Origin of the sequence: Streptomyces sp. NP160 (assembly GCF_006335115.1) — a bacterium.
Taxonomy (GTDB): domain Bacteria; phylum Actinomycetota; class Actinomycetes; order Actinomycetales; family Quadrisphaeraceae; genus Quadrisphaera.
Window position 1 is genome coordinate 22976 of record NZ_VDMJ01000026.1, and the last position, 15418, is coordinate 38393.

The 15418-nt window shown below is 74.8% G+C and carries 13 protein-coding genes and 1 pseudogene; 9 read left to right on the top strand and 5 right to left on the bottom strand.

Features of this window, described 5'->3' with window-relative positions:
• Positions 1-122: 122 nt before the first annotated feature.
• Genes FHN55_RS14580 through FHN55_RS14590 form a run of 3 tightly spaced genes read left to right on the top strand, consistent with a single transcriptional unit; the run spans position 123 to position 3846 of the window.
• Entirely contained in the window at positions 123-1691 is a 1569-nt protein-coding gene (locus tag FHN55_RS14580; RefSeq protein ID WP_218974680.1) for a sugar ABC transporter ATP-binding protein, read from the top strand.
• Positions 1688-2794: an ABC transporter permease gene (locus FHN55_RS14585; RefSeq protein ID WP_139713056.1), complete on the top strand. Its 1107-nt coding sequence runs from the start codon at positions 1688-1690 to the stop codon at positions 2792-2794. Before FHN55_RS14580 ends, FHN55_RS14585 begins: the two co-directional genes overlap by 4 nt.
• Entirely contained in the window at positions 2791-3846 is a 1056-nt protein-coding gene (locus tag FHN55_RS14590) for a substrate-binding domain-containing protein (protein WP_139713057.1), read from the top strand. Before FHN55_RS14585 ends, FHN55_RS14590 begins: the two co-directional genes overlap by 4 nt.
• A 24-nt stretch (positions 3847-3870) precedes the next feature.
• Here the strand turns inward: FHN55_RS14590 and FHN55_RS14595 are convergent, their stop codons facing one another.
• Positions 3871-5112, bottom strand: a complete 1242-nt coding sequence (locus FHN55_RS14595; RefSeq protein WP_180357848.1) for an ROK family protein — start codon at positions 5110-5112, stop codon at positions 3871-3873.
• 103 nt (positions 5113-5215) lie between these two features.
• Here FHN55_RS14595 and xylA point away from each other — a divergent pair, with 103 nt between their 5' ends.
• Positions 5216-6433 carry a xylose isomerase gene (gene xylA, locus FHN55_RS14600; RefSeq protein ID WP_257571013.1) on the top strand — a complete coding sequence of 406 codons (1218 nt, stop codon included), beginning with the start codon at positions 5216-5218 and terminating at the stop codon, positions 6431-6433.
• Position 6434: 1 nt separating this feature from the next.
• Complete coding sequence (gene xylB, locus FHN55_RS14605) at positions 6435-7889, top strand: xylulokinase (RefSeq protein ID WP_139713058.1); 1455 nt, start codon at positions 6435-6437, stop codon at positions 7887-7889.
• On the opposite strand, the gene FHN55_RS14610 is transcribed toward xylB, so the two are convergent.
• Positions 7873-9279: a sugar porter family MFS transporter gene (locus tag FHN55_RS14610; RefSeq protein WP_218974682.1), complete on the bottom strand. Its 1407-nt coding sequence runs from the start codon at positions 9277-9279 to the stop codon at positions 7873-7875. The genes xylB and FHN55_RS14610 overlap by 17 nt on opposite strands.
• Positions 9280-9371: 92 nt before the next feature.
• On the opposite strand from FHN55_RS14610, the gene FHN55_RS14615 reads away from it, so the two are divergent.
• The 3 genes from FHN55_RS14615 to FHN55_RS14625 are packed head-to-tail and all read left to right on the top strand — an operon-like array spanning position 9372 to position 12124.
• Positions 9372-10100, top strand: coding sequence for a response regulator transcription factor (locus FHN55_RS14615; RefSeq protein ID WP_139713060.1), 729 nt, complete (start codon positions 9372-9374; stop codon positions 10098-10100).
• Positions 10101-10117: 17 nt separating this feature from the next.
• Positions 10118-11779, top strand: coding sequence for a cell wall metabolism sensor histidine kinase WalK (locus FHN55_RS14620; RefSeq protein WP_180357849.1), 1662 nt, complete (start codon positions 10118-10120; stop codon positions 11777-11779).
• A 9-nt stretch (positions 11780-11788) separates the two neighbouring features.
• Complete coding sequence (locus FHN55_RS14625) at positions 11789-12124, top strand: WXG100 family type VII secretion target (protein ID WP_218974683.1); 336 nt, start codon at positions 11789-11791, stop codon at positions 12122-12124.
• Here FHN55_RS14625 and FHN55_RS14630 read toward each other — a convergent pair.
• Positions 12114-13076 carry an XdhC family protein gene (locus FHN55_RS14630; protein ID WP_139713062.1) on the bottom strand — a complete coding sequence of 321 codons (963 nt, stop codon included), beginning with the start codon at positions 13074-13076 and terminating at the stop codon, positions 12114-12116. The two genes, FHN55_RS14625 and FHN55_RS14630, sit on opposite strands and share 11 nt — an antisense overlap.
• A gap of 38 nt (positions 13077-13114) precedes the next feature.
• On the opposite strand from FHN55_RS14630, the gene FHN55_RS14635 reads away from it, so the two are divergent.
• Positions 13115-13978, top strand: coding sequence for an aldose 1-epimerase (locus FHN55_RS14635; RefSeq protein WP_180357850.1), 864 nt, complete (start codon positions 13115-13117; stop codon positions 13976-13978).
• Between the two features lie 3 nt (positions 13979-13981).
• Here FHN55_RS14635 and FHN55_RS14640 read toward each other — a convergent pair whose 3' ends face one another.
• Positions 13982-14257 (bottom strand): hypothetical protein, encoded by a 276-nt coding sequence (locus FHN55_RS14640; RefSeq protein ID WP_139713064.1) that lies wholly within the window; start codon positions 14255-14257, stop codon positions 13982-13984.
• 18 nt (positions 14258-14275) lie between these two features.
• Positions 14276-15418: pseudogene (locus FHN55_RS22795) on the bottom strand (hypothetical protein); the annotation flags it as partial.

The following is a 15418-nucleotide window of genomic DNA, read 5'->3' on the forward strand; positions in this document are numbered from 1 at the left end:
CCTCCTCGAGCCCACTGCTGTCGCCGGCCATCCCACCACGGACGGCCCAGCGACCCGCCGCCGGACCATGATTTGTTTGACGGTCGGCGCAATGCGGTCCTAGGGTCAAGACGTGGTCAAAGATGATCAAAGGTGATCAGATCGATGCACCGCTGCTCACGATGCGGGGCATCACGAAGGGCTTCCCCGGGGTCCGCGCGCTGGACGGCGTCGACCTGGACGTGCGCGCCGGAGAGGTCCACTGCCTGCTGGGCCAGAACGGCGCCGGCAAGTCGACCCTCATCAAGGTGCTCGCCGGGGCCCACCGCCCCGACGCCGGCACCATCACCTGGCAGGGCCAGGAGGTCTCCTTCGCCGACCCGCGCGCGGCGATGCGCTGCGGCGTCGCGACCATCTACCAGGAGCTCGACCTGGTGCCCGGCCTCAGCGTCGCCGACAACATCCACCTCGACCGGATGGGCTCGCCGCTGCGCCTCCTGCACCGCCGTCGCAGCAGCCGCACCGCCGCCGACCTGCTGAGGCGGCTCGGCCACCCCGAGATCCGGCCGGGCACCGAGGTCGGCGAGCTGCCGGCCGCGTCCCAGCAGATGGTGAGCATGGCGCGGGCGCTCTCGCAGGACGCCCGGCTCATCGTCATGGACGAGCCCTCCGCGGTGCTGGACACCGAGGAGGTGCAGCACCTCTTCGGCGTGGTGCGGGACCTGGTCGCCGACGGCGTCGCCGTCGTCTGGATCAGCCACCGGCTGGAGGAGATCCGCCAGCTCGGGGACCGCATCACCGTCCTCAAGGACGGCCGCACGGTGGCCGCGGGGCTGCCCGCGCGCACCACGCCCACCCACGACCTCATCGCCCTCATGACCGGCCGCAGCCTCGAGCAGGCCTTCCCCGACAAGCCCCGGCACGACGACCACGGCGAGCGCGCGGCGGAGCCCGTGCTCGAGGTGGAGGACCTGTCGCTGCGCGGCGCCTTCGAGGGCGTCTCCTTCGAGGTCCGCCCCGGGGAGGTGGTCGGCCTGGCCGGCCTGGTCGGGTCGGGGCGCTCGGAGGTCCTCGAGACCGTGGCGGGCGCGCGCCGCCCCACCTCCGGGTCGGTGCGGGTGGGCGGCCGCGCGCTGCGCCGCGGCGACGTCGCCGCGGCCGTCGCCGCGGGGGTGGGCCTGGCGCCGAAGGAGCGCAAGAGCCAGGCCCTGCTCATGGGTGAGTCGATCACCACCAACACCACCATCGCCAGCCTGGCGCGGTTCGCCCGGGCCGGGTTCCTCGACCGGGCGGGTGAGGCGGAGGCCGCCCGGGAGCAGGCCCGCGCCCTCGACCTGCGCCCGGTGGACGTCACCCGCGAGGTGCGCACGCTCTCGGGGGGGAACCAGCAGAAGGTGGTGCTCGCGCGGTGGCTGCTGCGCGACTGCCGGGTGCTGCTCCTGGACGAGCCCACGCGGGGCGTGGACGTGGGGGCGCGCGCGGAGATCTACGCGCTGGTGCGCTCCCTGGCCGACCGCGGCGTCGCCGTCGTCCTGGTCTCCAGCGAGATCCCCGAGGTGCTCGGACTGGCCGACCGGGTGCTGGTGCTGGCCGAGGGCCGCGTGGTGGCGCGGGCGCGCGCCGACGAGCTCGACGAGCACCGCGTGCTCGACCTGGTGATGGAGCAGGCGGGCCCGGCCGGGACCGCCGCGGCGGACGGGAGCGCAGCGTGACCAGCAGCACCACCACCAGTCCCCCCGGCAGCAGCAGCCGCGCCCCGGTGCCCGCGCCGGTGGCCGGGTCGCTCGGGGTCGGGCGCAGCGCCGGCCTGGTCGTCGCGCTGGTGCTCCTGTGCGTCGTCGGCGTCGTCACCGCCGGCGACCGCTTCGCCGACGTCCAGAACGGGCTGACCATCCTGCGCCTGGCCTCGGTGATCGGCGTCGTCAGCATCGGCATGACCTTCGTCATCATCGGCGGCGGCATCGACCTGTCGGTCGGGGCGCTGGTGGCGCTGTCGTCGGTGTGGGCGACCACGCTGGCCACGCAGGCCGTGGCCGCGGACGTCCACTGGGTGGTCATGGTGACGACCGCCCTGCTCGTGGGGACGGTCGCCGGCGTGGTCAACGGCGTGGTCATCGCCTACGGGCGGCTGGTCGCCTTCATCGCGACCCTCGCCATGCTCGCGGCGGCCCGCGGCCTGGCGGAGATCCTCTCGAACCGCCGCACGCAGATCGTGCAGGACCGCGACTTCGTCGCCTTCTTCTCCGGGAGCGTGCTGGGGGTCCCGGTCCTCGTCGTCGTCTTCGCCCTGGTCGCGGTGGTGGGGTGGGTGCTGCTCAACCGCACCACCTTCGGGCGGCGCACCGTGGCCATCGGCGGCAACGCCGAGGCGGCCCGCCTGGCGGGCATCCGGGTGCAGCGCCACACCGTGGCGCTCTACGCGCTGTCGGGCCTCACCTGCGGCATCGCCGCGGTGATGCTCATGGCGCGCACCACCACCGGGTCCTCCACGCACGGCACGCTGCTCGAGCTCGACGCCATCGCCGCGGTGGTCATCGGCGGCACGCTGCTCGTCGGCGGGCGCGGCACGGTGGTGGGCACCGTGCTCGGCGTCCTCATCTTCACCACGCTCAGCAACGTCTTCACGCTGAACAACCTCTCCAGCTCGGCGCAGGCGGTCGCCAAGGGCGCGATCATCGTCGCCGCCGTGCTGCTGCAGCAGCGCGTCGCCGCGCGCGTCGCCGCTGGGCGCAGCCGCCCCCGCGGCGCCCCCAGCACTCCCCAGCGCTCCAGCCAGCGGGCGCAGCAGGCTCCGAGAACCGGAGGAAGACCGTGACCTCGACGACGACGTCGCGCCAGCGCCGCCTCACCCTGACCGCCGCCGCCCTGAGCGCGGTCGCCCTGCTCGCCGGCTGCACCGGCAACACCCCCGAGGCCGCGCCGTCGGCCGCCGCGCCCGCCGCGGGAGGCGGCGGCAGCAACGACGAGCCGGGCGACACCGTCCGCATCGGCTTCTCCGCGCCCGCCGCGGACCACGGCTGGATGGCCGCCATCACCGGCGGTGCCCGGGCCCAGGCCGAGCAGCTGTCCGACGTCGACCTCGTGGTCGCCGAGGGCACCAACGACGTCAACACGCAGATCAGCCAGGTGGAGACCTTCATCAACGACAAGGTCGACGCCATCGTGCTGCTGCCGTTCGACGGCGCCGCCCTGACGCCGGTGGCGCTGCAGGCCATGCGGGCCGGCATCCCGGTCATCAACGTGGACCGGGAGTTCTCCGACCCGAACGCCGCCCGCGTCACGGTGCTCGGCGACAACTACGGCATGGGCGTCTCGGCGGGGTCGTACGTGTGCTCCCAGCTGGGCGACACCCCCGGCGCGGTGGTCGCCGAGATCGCCGGGATCGACTCCCTCCCGCTCACCCAGGACCGCTCGAAGGGCTTCTCCGACGCGCTGTCCGAGTGCGGCCTGTCGGTGTCGAACCGCGTGGCGGCGGAGTTCACGGTGGAGTCCGGTGAGGAGGCCACGGCCAACCTGCTGCAGGCCGCGCCGAAGATCGACGCGATCTGGAACCACGACGACGACCAGGGCGTCGGCGTGCTGGCGGCCATCGCCAACGCCGGGCGCAGCGAGTTCTTCATGGTGGGCGGCGCGGGCTCGGCCAACGCCATGCGCGACATCCAGTCCGGGGCGAACTCGCTGGCGGCGACCGTCGTCTACCCGTCCACGCAGGCCGCCGACGGCATCCGCCTGGCGCGCCTGCTGGCGCAGGAGAAGGCGCTCGGCGACCTCGTGGAGGTGGAGGTGCCGCGCAAGATCACGCTGTCGGCGCCGGTGGTGACGAAGGACAACGTCGACCAGTACCTGCCGACGGCGTTCGAGTCCTGACGCGCCCTCCCTGCTGGCGGCCGGTCAGGCCGTCAGCAGGGAGGCGGGGGCGTCCAGCACGTCCTGCAGCACGAGCGCGGCGGCTCCCATGACCGCCGCGTCCGCGCCGGTGGCCGAGACCCGCACGTCCACGGGCAGCAGGCGGCCCCGCAGCACCCGCTCCTCCAGCTCGGCGGTCAGCGGGCCGACCAGCCAGGGCGCGAGCGGCGCGCACGCGCCGCCCAGCACCACGGCGTCGACGTCGAGGAGGTTGACGGCCGCCGACAGCGCGACGCCCAGGGCGCGCCCGGCGACGCCCAGCGCCTCCAGCACGCCGGGGTGCCCCACCTCGGCGGCCGCGCGCAGCAGGGCGGGCGTCCCGCCGACCGCTCCGCGCGAGGTGCGCGGGCGGACCGGCAGCCCGGCGCGGCCCAGCAGCGCCTCCTGGCCGGCGTAGGCCTCCAGGCACCCGCGGGCGCCGCAGGCGCAGACCGGGCCGTCGGGCTCGACCGTGACGTGGCCGAGCTCGCCGCTCCAGCCGCGCTGGCCGCGCAGCACGCGGCCGCCGAGGGCCACCCCGCCGCCGATGCCGACCTCGCCGGTGACCAGCAGGAAGCTCTGCGGGGCGGCGGGAGCGTCGGGGGTGTCGGGCTGCCACAGCTCGGCGACGGCGGCGAGCGCCGCCTCGTTGTCCACCGCCAGCGGCAGGTCCGCCAGCACGGGGTGCTCGCGCAGCAGGTCGAGAACGGGCACGTCGCGCCACCCCAGGTTGGGCGCCACGCGCAGGCGGCCGGCCACCGCGTCCACGAGGCCGGGCACGGCCCAGGCCCCGCCCACCACGTGCAGGCCCTGCTCGGCCGCCTGGGCGAGGACGTCGGCGGCCAGGTCGGCGGAGGCGCCCAGCACGAGGTCGGGGCTGCCGGTCCTGTCGATCTCGGGGACGGCGGCCCGGGCGCGGACGGCTCCGGTGAGGTCGCGCACGCAGGCGACGAGGTGGTCGGCGCCCAGCTCCACGCCGAGGGCCGCCACGCGCGAGCCGGACAGGCGCAGCCCGTTGGCGGGGCGGCCGGCGCCGGTGCGCGGAGGGGGCGGCAGCTCCTCGATGAGGCCGCCGGCGAGGAGGGCGTCGACGAGGGCAGACACCGTGGCGCGGGACATCCCGGTCACGGCGGCGAGGCCGGCCCGCGAGGGCGCGGCGGCTGGGTCGGCGGAGGCGACCCGCTCGAGGAGCGTGGCGAGGTTGCGCTCGCGCAGGTCGCGCTGCCGCGCTGGCTCGACGGTGCGCACGGCGTTGACACTGCCACGTCGACGGCATAAGTTCAATCACAGAACAAATAAGTTCTCGGGCGCTCGGCGCCCCCGGAGCACTCGACGGAGAGGAGCCACACCCGTGGCCAGCCTGACCCCCGCCACCAGCCTCACCCCCACCCCCGAGGACAAGTTCTCGTTCGGCCTCTGGACGGTCGGGTGGGCCGCCGCCGACCCGTTCGGCTCGGCGACCCGCCCCGACATCGACGTCATCGACGCCGCCCGCCGCCTCGCCGACCTCGGCGCCTGGGGCATCACCTTCCACGACGACGACGTCGTCCCCTTCGAGGTGGGCCACAAGGACCCGGCCGGGCGCGACGAGATCCTCGGCCGCCTCAAGAAGGTCGTCGCCGACACCGGCCTGACCGTGCCGATGGTGACCACCAACCTCTTCAGCCACCCGGTGTTCAAGGAGGGCGCGTTCACGGCGAACGACCGCGACGTCCGCCGCTTCGCGCTGCGCAAGGCCTTCCGCCAGCTGCAGCTGGGTGCCGAGCTGGGCGCCCAGACCTTCGTCATGTGGGGCGGCCGCGAGGGCGCCGAGGTCGACGGCGCGAAGGACATCAAGGCCGCGCTGGACCGCTACGCCGAGGCGGTGAACCTGCTCACCACGTACATCACCGAGCAGGGCCTCGACATGCGCATCGCCATCGAGCCCAAGCCGAACGAGCCCCGCGGCGACATCCTGCTGCCCACGGTCGGCCACGCCATCGCCTTCTCGTACACCCTCGAGCACCCCCACCTGGTGGGCGTGAACCCCGAGGTCGGCCACGAGCAGATGTCCAACCTCAACTTCACCGCGGGCATCGCGCAGGCGCTGGCCGCCGGCAAGCTCTTCCACGTCGACCTCAACGGCCAGCACGGCCCGAAGTTCGACCAGGACCTCGTCTTCGGCCACGGCGACCTGCTCTCCGCCTTCTGGACCGTCGACCTGCTGGAGAACGGCTTCCCGGGCGGCGGCCCGACGTACGACGGCCCGCGCCACTTCGACTACAAGCCGAACCGCACCGAGGACTTCGACGGCATCTGGGACTCGGCCAGCGCCAACATGCGCACCTACCTGCTGCTCAAGGAGCGCGCCGCGGCCTTCCGCGCCGACCCCGAGGTGCAGGCCGCGCTGGAGAAGGCCTCCGTCACCGAGCTCGCGCAGCCCACCCTGGGCTCCGGCGAGACCCTGGCCAGCATCGTCGAGGACCGCTCGACGTTCGAGGACTTCGACGCCGACGCGAAGGGCCGCCGCGGCTACGGCATCGGCGCCCTCGACCAGCTGGCGATCGAGCACCTCCTCGGCGCTCGCTGACATGGCGCTGGTCGCCGGCGTCGACACGTCGACGCAGTCGTGCAAGGTCGTCATCCGCGACGCCGCCACGGGCGAGCTCGTCCGGGAGGGCCGTGCGTCCCACCCGGACGGCACGGAGGTGCACCCCCGCGAGTGGGAGCGCGCCCTCCGGGAGGCCGTCCGGGCCGCGGGGGGTCTTGACGACGTCGACGCCGTGGGCGTCGGCGGCCAGCAGCACGGCATGGTCTGCCTGGACACTGGCGGAGAGGTGGTCAGGCCGGCCCTGCTGTGGAACGACACCCGCTCGGCGCAGGCCGCGCGGGACCTCGTCTCCGAGCTCGGGGACGGTGACGACGAGAAGGGCGCCCGGGCGTGGGCCGACGCCGTCGGCCTGGTGCCGGTGGCCTCCTTCACCGGCACCAAGCTGCGCTGGCTGGCGGACGCCGAGCCCGAGAACGCCGACCGGACCGCCGCCGTCTGCCTCCCGCACGACTGGCTGACGTGGCGGCTCGCCGGCGGGATCGACGCCGGCGGCCTGGAGGGCCTGTTCACCGACGCCGGCGACGCCTCCGGCACCGCGTACTTCTCCGCCGCCACCGGCGAGTACCGGCGCGACCTGCTCGAGCTCGCCTTCCGCGGGCGCTCGCCGCTCCTCCCCCGCGTGCTAGGGCCGTCCGAGGCCGGTGGCCGGCTCAGCGCCGAGTGGGGCAACCCCGAGGCGCTGCTCGCCCCCGGCACCGGGGACAACGCCGCCGCAGCGCTCGGCCTGGCCGCGCGCGAGGGCGACGTCGTGCTGTCCCTGGGCACGTCCGGCGTGGTCGGGGCGGTCACCGAGACCGCCGTGCACGACGCGACCGGCACCATCGCCGGCTTCGCGGACGCCACGGGCCGCCACCTGCCCCTGGTCGTGACGCTCAACGCCGCGCAGGTGCTCGACGCCACCGCCAAGCTGCTCGGCGTCGACCACGCGGGCCTGGCCGAGCTGGCCCTGTCCGCGCCGGCCGGCGCGGACGGGCTCGTGCTGGTGCCCTACCTGCAGGGCGAGCGCACCCCCAACCGCCCCGAGGCGACCGGCGCGATGCACGGCCTCACCCTGAAGACCATGACGCCCGCCCACGTGGCGCGCGCCGCGGTGGAGGGGCTCCTGTGCGGCCTGGCCGACGGCATCGCCGCGCTGGAGGAGCAGGGGGTCGGCGTGCGCCGCGTGCTCCTGGTCGGTGGCGGCGCCCGCTCGGCCGCGGTGCAGCAGCTGGCGCCCGCCGTGCTCGGCCGCCAGGTCGTCGTCCCCCAGCCCGGTGAGTACGTCGCGGACGGCGGAGCCCGCCAGGCCGCGTGGGTGCTGTCCGGCGCCGACGCTCCCCCGGAGTGGTCGCTGGCACCCGCACAGGTCTTCGACCTCGACGACGACGCGCGCGCGTCCGGCGAGCGGGTCCGCGCCCGCTACGCCGAGGTCCGGGACCTCACCGACGGGATCTGAAGTCAGCGGGGGCGAACCGGCCCTCGCGCAGGTGCGACTCGATCGACTCCAGGCTCCGGCCCGACAGCTCCGGCATCTTCTTCCACACGAAGAGCCACGCCGCCACGTTGAAGGCGGCGTAGACGAGCATCGTCGGGCCGGGGCCGATCCCGTTGATGACCGACAGCGTGGTCAGCGTGATGACGAGGTTGGTCGTCCACAGCACCGCGGCCTGCGCCGACGTGCCGGCGGCGCGGACGGCCAGCGGGTAGATCTCCGACCCGGTCAGCCAGCCCATGAGCTGCAGGCCACCGGCGTTGAAGACCATGAAGACCACGAGGCACGCGACGATGAAGGGGATCGAGCCGCGGACGTCGTCGCCGGAGACGATGAAGACGACGCCCAGCACCGCGAGCGCGAGCGCCGCCCCGGGCACCATGACCAGCGTCAGCCGCCGCCGCCCGACCCTGTCGACGATCGCCAGGCCGACCAGCATCATCACGAGGTAGGTCACCCCGAGGGCCACGCTGACGTCGAGGGCGGCCGAGCGGGAGAAGCCGTTGTCGGTGAGGATCGTCGGCGCGTAGTAGATGATCATCTCGATGCCCGACAGCTGGGTGAACAGGGCGATGCCGCAGCCGACCAGCAGCGCCGGGCGCACCCACGCCTGGCGCAGCCCGCTCCAGCCGCGGTGGCCCTCGGACTCCGACTGCTCGTCGCGGACGTTGCCGGTGATCTCGTCCAGCTCGGCGTCCACATCAGCTCCGGAGGGGCGGACGCGCTCCAGCACGGCCCGCGCGTCGTCCCCCCGGTCGGCCCCCACGAGCCACCGCGGGCTCTCGGGCAGGCGCAGCACGATGAGCAGCAGCAGCGCCGCCGGCACGGCGGCCAGCCCGATCGACCACCGCCAGCTGAGCGCCTGGCTGGCGCCGACCAGCGTCGAGACGACGATGCCCACGCCGATGCCCACCTGGAACGTGAGCACCAGCCGGCCGCGGACGGCGGGCGGGGCGAGCTCGGCCACGAACATCGGCACCGTCTGCGTGGCGCCGCCCACGGCGAAGCCCAGCACCACGCGCGCCGCGGCCAGGGTCCACGCGTCCGGGGCGACCGAGCACAGCAGCGCCCCCACCACGAACACCGACCCGATGACGACCATCGTCAGGTGGCGACCTCGCTGCTCGGACAGCCGCGAGCAGACCAGCGCGCCGATGACGGCGCCGAGCAGGATGCCGCCGGCGATCACCTGCTCCATGCCGTGCTCGATGCCGAACTCGTCGCTGATCTGCAGCAGGGCGCCGGAGATGATGCCGGTGTCGTAGCCGTAGAGCAGCGACGCGAGCGCCGAGACGGCGGCGGTGGCGACGATCGCGGGGGTCAGGACCGACTGCTGCGCCGTCTGCTGCGTCACGCGCCCAGCAGACACCCGGCGCCCCCGGAGCGCTCATCGATCTGGGAGGGGACGTGCAGACAACACCCAGGATCGGCGTCCAGACTCCTCACATGACCACCACAGCCGCCGAGGCCCGCCTCCTCGTCGTCGACGACGAGCCCAACATCCGAGAGCTCCTGTCGACGTCGCTGCGCTTCGCCGGCTTCGAGGTGCACACCGCCGCGGACGGCCAGGAGGCGCTCAGCCAGGCCGAGCGCACCCGCCCCGACCTCGTCGTCCTCGACGTCATGCTCCCCGACCTCGACGGCTTCGCCGTGACCCGCCGCCTGCGCGAGCGCGGCCGCGACGTGCCCGTGCTGTTCCTCACCGCGAAGGACGACGTCGCCGACCGCGTCGCCGGCCTGACGGTGGGCGGCGACGACTACGTCACCAAGCCGTTCAGCCTGGAGGAGGTCGTGGCGCGGATCCGCGCGGTGCTGCGCCGCACCGGCTCCGGTGCGGACCCGGCCTCCGGGCGGCTCGTCTTCGCCGACCTCGAGATGGACGAGGACAGCCACGAGGTGCACCGCGCCGGGCACGCCGTGGAGCTGTCCCCCACCGAGTTCAAGCTGCTGCGCTACCTCATGCTCAACCCCAACCGCGTGCTGTCGAAGACCCAGATCCTCGACCACGTGTGGCACTACGACTTCGGCGGCGAGGCGGGGATCGTCGAGTCCTACATCTCCTACCTGCGCCGCAAGATCGACACCGGCACGGACGCGGCCGGGAACCCCGTGCAGCCGCTGATCCACACCCGTCGCGGCGTCGGCTACGTGCTGCGCCTCCCTCCGGCCGCCTGATCCCCGACGACAGCGCAGTGACCGACAGGGCCGTCGAGCAGGGCACCGGCAGGACGACGACGGACGACGCGTCCCGCACTCCCCCGCGCGGGGTGCGGGCCGCGTACGGCAGCGCCAGGGAGCAGGTGCTCCACAGGGGGCACGAGCTGTCGCTGCGCGCCCGCCTCATCGCCGTCGTCACGGGACTGCTCGTGGTGGCCCTGCTGCTGACGGGCACGGTGACACTGCTGGTGCTGCAGCGCGTGCTCCTCGCCCAGACCGACGAGCAGCTGCGCACCGCCGTCGTCGCGGCCTCCGGGTACGGCGCTGGGCTCGCGGTGGGCGGGAACTCGGGACTGCCGCCCACGGACTACGTCGTCCAGGTCTCCGGGCCGGACGGCAGCGTGGTCGTCCCGTCCCAGCGCACCCAGAGCGGGGAGCAGCTGAAGCTGACGGGCATCACGCAGGCCTGGGTGCAGGACCACCGGAACGAGCCGCAGACCATCCAGGACGACATCACCGGCGACGAGTGGCGGGTCATCGCCGTGCCGGACCAGAAGCAGTCGGGGGCGTCCATCGCCGTCGCCCGCTCCCTCACACCTGTCGACCACACGCTCAAGGACGTCGCCGCGTACTTCGTGCTGGTCGGCGTGGTCGTCGTCGTGGCGTGCGTGGTGCTCGGCGCCTACGGCGTGCGCCGCGCCTTCCGGCCCCTGCGCGACGTCGAGGCCGTGGCCGCGGCGTTCGGCGGCGGCGACACGAGCCGGCGCGTCCCGGTGCTCGCCCCGGGCACGGAGGTGGGTCGCCTCGGCACGGCCATCAACGCGATGCTCGACGACATCGAGACGTCGCTGGCCGCGCGCGAGGCGTCCGAGGGGCGGATGCGGCGCTTCGTCGCCGACGCCAGCCACGAGCTGCGCACGCCGCTGTCGGCCATCCGCGGCTTCGCCGAGATGCACCGGATGGGCGTGGTGCGCAAGGAGGCCGACGTCACCACGGCCTTCAGCCGCATCGAGTCCGAGGCCACGCGCATGGGCGGCCTCGTGGAGGACCTGCTGGTGCTCGCCCGCCTCGACGAGCAGCGCCCCATGCGCCGCGACCCGGTGGACCTGTTCGCCGTCGTCGCCGACGCCCGCCACGACGCCCGGGCGCTGGCGCCGGACCGCGTCGTCAGCGTGACCGGGGTGGACGGAGCGCCGCCGCGGCCGGTGGTGGTCACCGGTGACGAGGCGAAGCTGCGCCAGGTGCTGGCCAACCTCATCGGCAACGCGCTGCGGCACACGCCGGCGGGCACGCCGGTGGAGCTGGGTGTGGGCCAGCGCGACGGGTGGGCGGTGTGGGCGGTCGTCGACCACGGCCCGGGCATCCCCCCGGAGGACGCCTCGCGGGTCTTCGAGAGGTTCTGGCGCGCCGACTCCTCGCGCCAGCGCGGAGCCGGCGGCGGCGCCGGCCTGGGGATGGCGATCGTCGCGGGCATCGTGCAGGCCCACGGCGGTGCGGTGCGCGTGGTGCAGACGCCGGGCGGCGGGGCGACGATCGAGGTGGCGCTGCCGCTGGCGGACGCGCCGACCGCGGAGGAGCCCCAGGACGACGACAGCGCGGTCGACGAGGCGCCCACACCTGTGGACGAGCCTGTGGACAACGGGGCGTCATCCACAGGCGGTGGCTCGTCCCAGCGGCGAGACCCCGGGCCTCCCTAGCGTCGAGGCGTGCTGCCGCACCCGGTGGCGGCCCACGAGCAGCGGAGGTCCCCCATGAGCAGGTTCCAGGTCGACAGCAGCGCCGTCGAGGGCGCCAGCGCGGCGGTCGCGGGGTCGGCGGGGGTCATCACCGGCGAGGTCGACGCGATGATGCGCCACCTCCTCGACCTGCAGAGCAGCTGGCAGGGAGCCGCGTCGACGTCCTTCCAGGGCGTGGTCGCGCAGTGGCGCGCCACCCAGGAGCAGGTGCGGACGTCGCTGGAGTCGATCGGGCAGGCACTGGCCTCGACGGGCCGCACCTACGAGGCGGCCGAGGCCGACGCGGTGCGCGTCTTCAGCCGCTGATGCGCCCGGTGGCGGCCCGCAGCGGGCCGCCGGTCCGGCCGTGGCGCGCCGCCACCAGCTCCGCGGCGATGCTCAGCGCCATCTCCGCCGGGCTGCGCCCGCCCAGGTCCAGCCCCACGGGGTCGTGCAGGCGGGCCAGCTCGGCCTCCCCCAGGCCGCGCTGCACGAGGTCCGTGCGCCGTGCCGCGCACGTACGGCGGGAACCCATGGCCCCCACGTAGCCGAGGTCGAGGCGCAGGGCCAGCTCGAGCAGCGGCAGGTCGAACTTGGCGTCGTGGGTGAGCACCACGAGCGAGGTGCCGAGACCGACGAGGCCGGCGTCCGCCTGCGCCTGCAGCCAGCGGTGGGGCCAGTCGAGCACGACCTCGTCGGCGGACGGCACGCGCTGGGCGGTGGCGAAGGCCTCGCGCGCGTCCACCACCGTGGTGCGCATCCCCAGGAGCCGCGCCTGCGCGGCGAGGGCCTCCGCGGCCAGCCCGGCGCCGGCCACCACCAGGTGCGCCGGTGGCCGGACCTCCACCTCGACGGCGCCGCCGCCCGGCAGCGCGAGCCGCACGCGGCCGGGCCGGCCGGCGTCCCGGGCGGCCGCGAGCTCGGCCAGCGAAGCGGCGGTCTCGTCGTCCAGCGGACGCAGGAGCACGTCGAGCTCCCCGCCGCACGGCAGCCCCACGGCCAGGGCGTCGTCGTCGCTCACGCCGTAGTGGACGACCTCGGCGAGCGCGGCACCCGCTCCGTCGACCCGCACCGCTTCGAGCAGGTCGGTGGCGCGGGAGAGGACGTCACCCTCCACGCAGCCCCCCGAGACGCTCCCGAGGGCGGTGCCGTCGTCGAGGACCGCCATGGCCGAGCCGACCGGACGCGGAGAGGACGACCAGGTGGCCGCGACCACGGCCATCACGACGCGGCGCCCCGCGGCGCGGGAGGCGAGCACGGCGTCGAGGATGTCGAGCACCTGGACATCCTCCGCCCCCCGTGCGCCAGGCTGGGGCCGTGGAGCTGACAGCGGGCGCGACGCGCCTCATCGTCGACGAGGCCTTCGGGGCCCGGATCGCCTCGCTGCTCGTGCCGGGGGCGGTGAGCACGCGCGCCGGCGAGCAGCTGCACGACCTGCAGCTGGTGGGCCGCTACAGCGACACCCCGCACGGCTGGGGAGCCTTCCCGATGGTCCCCTGGGCGGGCCGGGTGCGGGACGCGCGGCTGACGTGGCGGGGGCGCACGGTGCAGCTGCCGCCCAACAAGGCCCCTCACGCCATCCACGGGACGGTGGCGCGGGTGCCGTGGGACGTGGTGGAGGCCGAGCCGCACCGCGCCGTGCTGCGCCGCGACCTCGGGGCCGACTGGCCGTGGCCGGGTCACGCGGAGATCCGCTACGACCTGACGCCCACCTCGCTCGAGCTGCGCCTGGAGTGCTGGAACGACGGCACCGACGCCGACGGGCCGATGCCCGCGTGGATCGGCATGCACCCGTGGCACCCGCGCTTCGTCGGCGGCGCCGAGGCCGTTCTGGACGTGCCCCTCACGGATCCCGCCAGCGCGGTGATGGTGAAGGATGACGAGGGCATCAGCGACGGTCGCCGCGGTCCGCTGCCGCACGGAGCGCCGAACCAGCACCGCATCGACGAGGCGCTGGCCGGCGTCGCGTGGCCGGCCACCATCACCTGGCCGGGGGTGGCGCGCCTCGAGGTCAGCTCCGACGCCGAGTACGGCGTGGTCTTCACCGAGCGCGACGAGGCCGTCTGCGTGGAGCCGCAGACCGGCCCTCCGGACGCCACGGCGCTGGGGCTCGCGCACAGCGTGGCGCCGGGTGAGGCGCACGTCATGCACATGACGTGGCGGTGGACCACGGGGCTCTGACCCTCACCCCTCCACGTCGGCGAGCCGTGGCACGTCGTCCGTGTCGCCCCGGCGCTCGTCCTCGTCGAGGGACCGGTCGGGGTGGCACCGGAAGAAGGCGAGCCCGTGCTCCCAGGGGATGCGGCCGCGCTCTGCGACGAGCGTGCGGTCGGGACACGCGTCACGGGTGAAGCCCAGCAGCGACGTCTCGTCCTGTCCGCTCCCGTGGAGGAGGAGGACGACGACGGACGAGTCCTCCCGACCTGGCCACGTCGTGGTGGTCAGGTCGATCGCGTCCACCGCCCCGTCCTGCGCGCTTCAGAAGGGTGGCGGCTCGGTGAAGCGCAGCGCGCTGCTGGTGGTCTTGGGCGGCCGGGGCGGTTGCACCCGCGGCGGCGGCGCCCAGGGGCGGTAACGCGCGATCGGGTCGGTGTAGGGCTTCGGGCGGGTGATGTGGTCCAGGCCCAGCGGGGAGCGCCAGTGGGCGTGCCCAGCGCTGCAGCGCCAGTGCTGCCAGCGCGCCGACCACGGGACGCTGGCAGCACTGCGGGCATCCCCGGCGTGCTTGCGCCGGTGCCAGCGGCGGGACTTGGGGTCCAGGTTGCACCCGCACGTGCTGCCACCCTGACCGGGCAGGGACCCCCAGGGGGTGACGTGGTCCAGGTCGGCCCGGTGCGCGGGCAGGCGGTCACCGGGCCCGGTGGAGGTGCCCCACAACGCCGTCAGGTGACGGCGCAGCGCTTCGGGCGGGTCGTGCGGTCCGCCACCGATGGCGCCCAGCGGGCAGGCGGCGGGGTCGACCGGCTCACAGGTCCCCGCCGCACACGAGTCGCCCGGGTCGCCGAGCTCGTCGAGGTCGTCGAGGTCGCCAAGGTCGTCGGGGTAGTCGGCGGGGTGGTCGTCGGGCAGGTCGGGGCCCAGGCCCGCCGGTGGTGGTGGCAGCTGCTGCAGGGGCCGGCCCTGGAAGAACCCCGGCTGCGCACCACCCGGTGGTCGCGCTGGGGACGGCGTTGGGGACGGCGTTGGGGACGGCGTTGGGGTGCCAGGACCAGGGCTGCCAGGACCAGGACCAGGACTGCCAGGACCGCCGGGGTCGGGGCTGCCAGGACCGGGGGTGCCGGGGTCGGGGTCGGTGAGCCAGGAAGCGGGGTAGGTGTGCCCGTCCACCGCGACCAGGTCCCCGGTGAACGGGTCGGTCAGCACCCGCCGCAACCGGCACCGCCCCCAGCCCAGCACGGTGCGCACCAGCCACGCCGGCACCCACCCGTACCCCTCGATGTAGCCGGGGTCCTCATCGACCCCGACCAGCGCGGGCAGGCTGATGCGGATCTCCACGTTCGTGCCAGCAGTCCACCCCGCGCTGGTGGCGTCCAACGCCGCCGGCCGCGCACCGGCCAGGGCGCTGACCGCGGCGTCGAAGCAGTGCGCACCCAACGTGCGCTCATCAGGCTGATCAGGCTG

What these genes read in the sequence shown, in the direction of transcription:
- FHN55_RS14580 (WP_218974680.1), top strand. Translation starts at nt 123, where the DNA reads ATGATCAAAGGTGATCAGATCGATGCACCGCTGCTCACGATGCGGGGC.
- xylB (WP_139713058.1), top strand. Translation starts at nt 6,435, where the DNA reads ATGGCGCTGGTCGCCGGCGTCGACACGTCGACGCAGTCGTGCAAGGTC.
- FHN55_RS14615 (WP_139713060.1), top strand. Translation starts at nt 9,372, where the DNA reads ATGACCACCACAGCCGCCGAGGCCCGCCTCCTCGTCGTCGACGACGAG.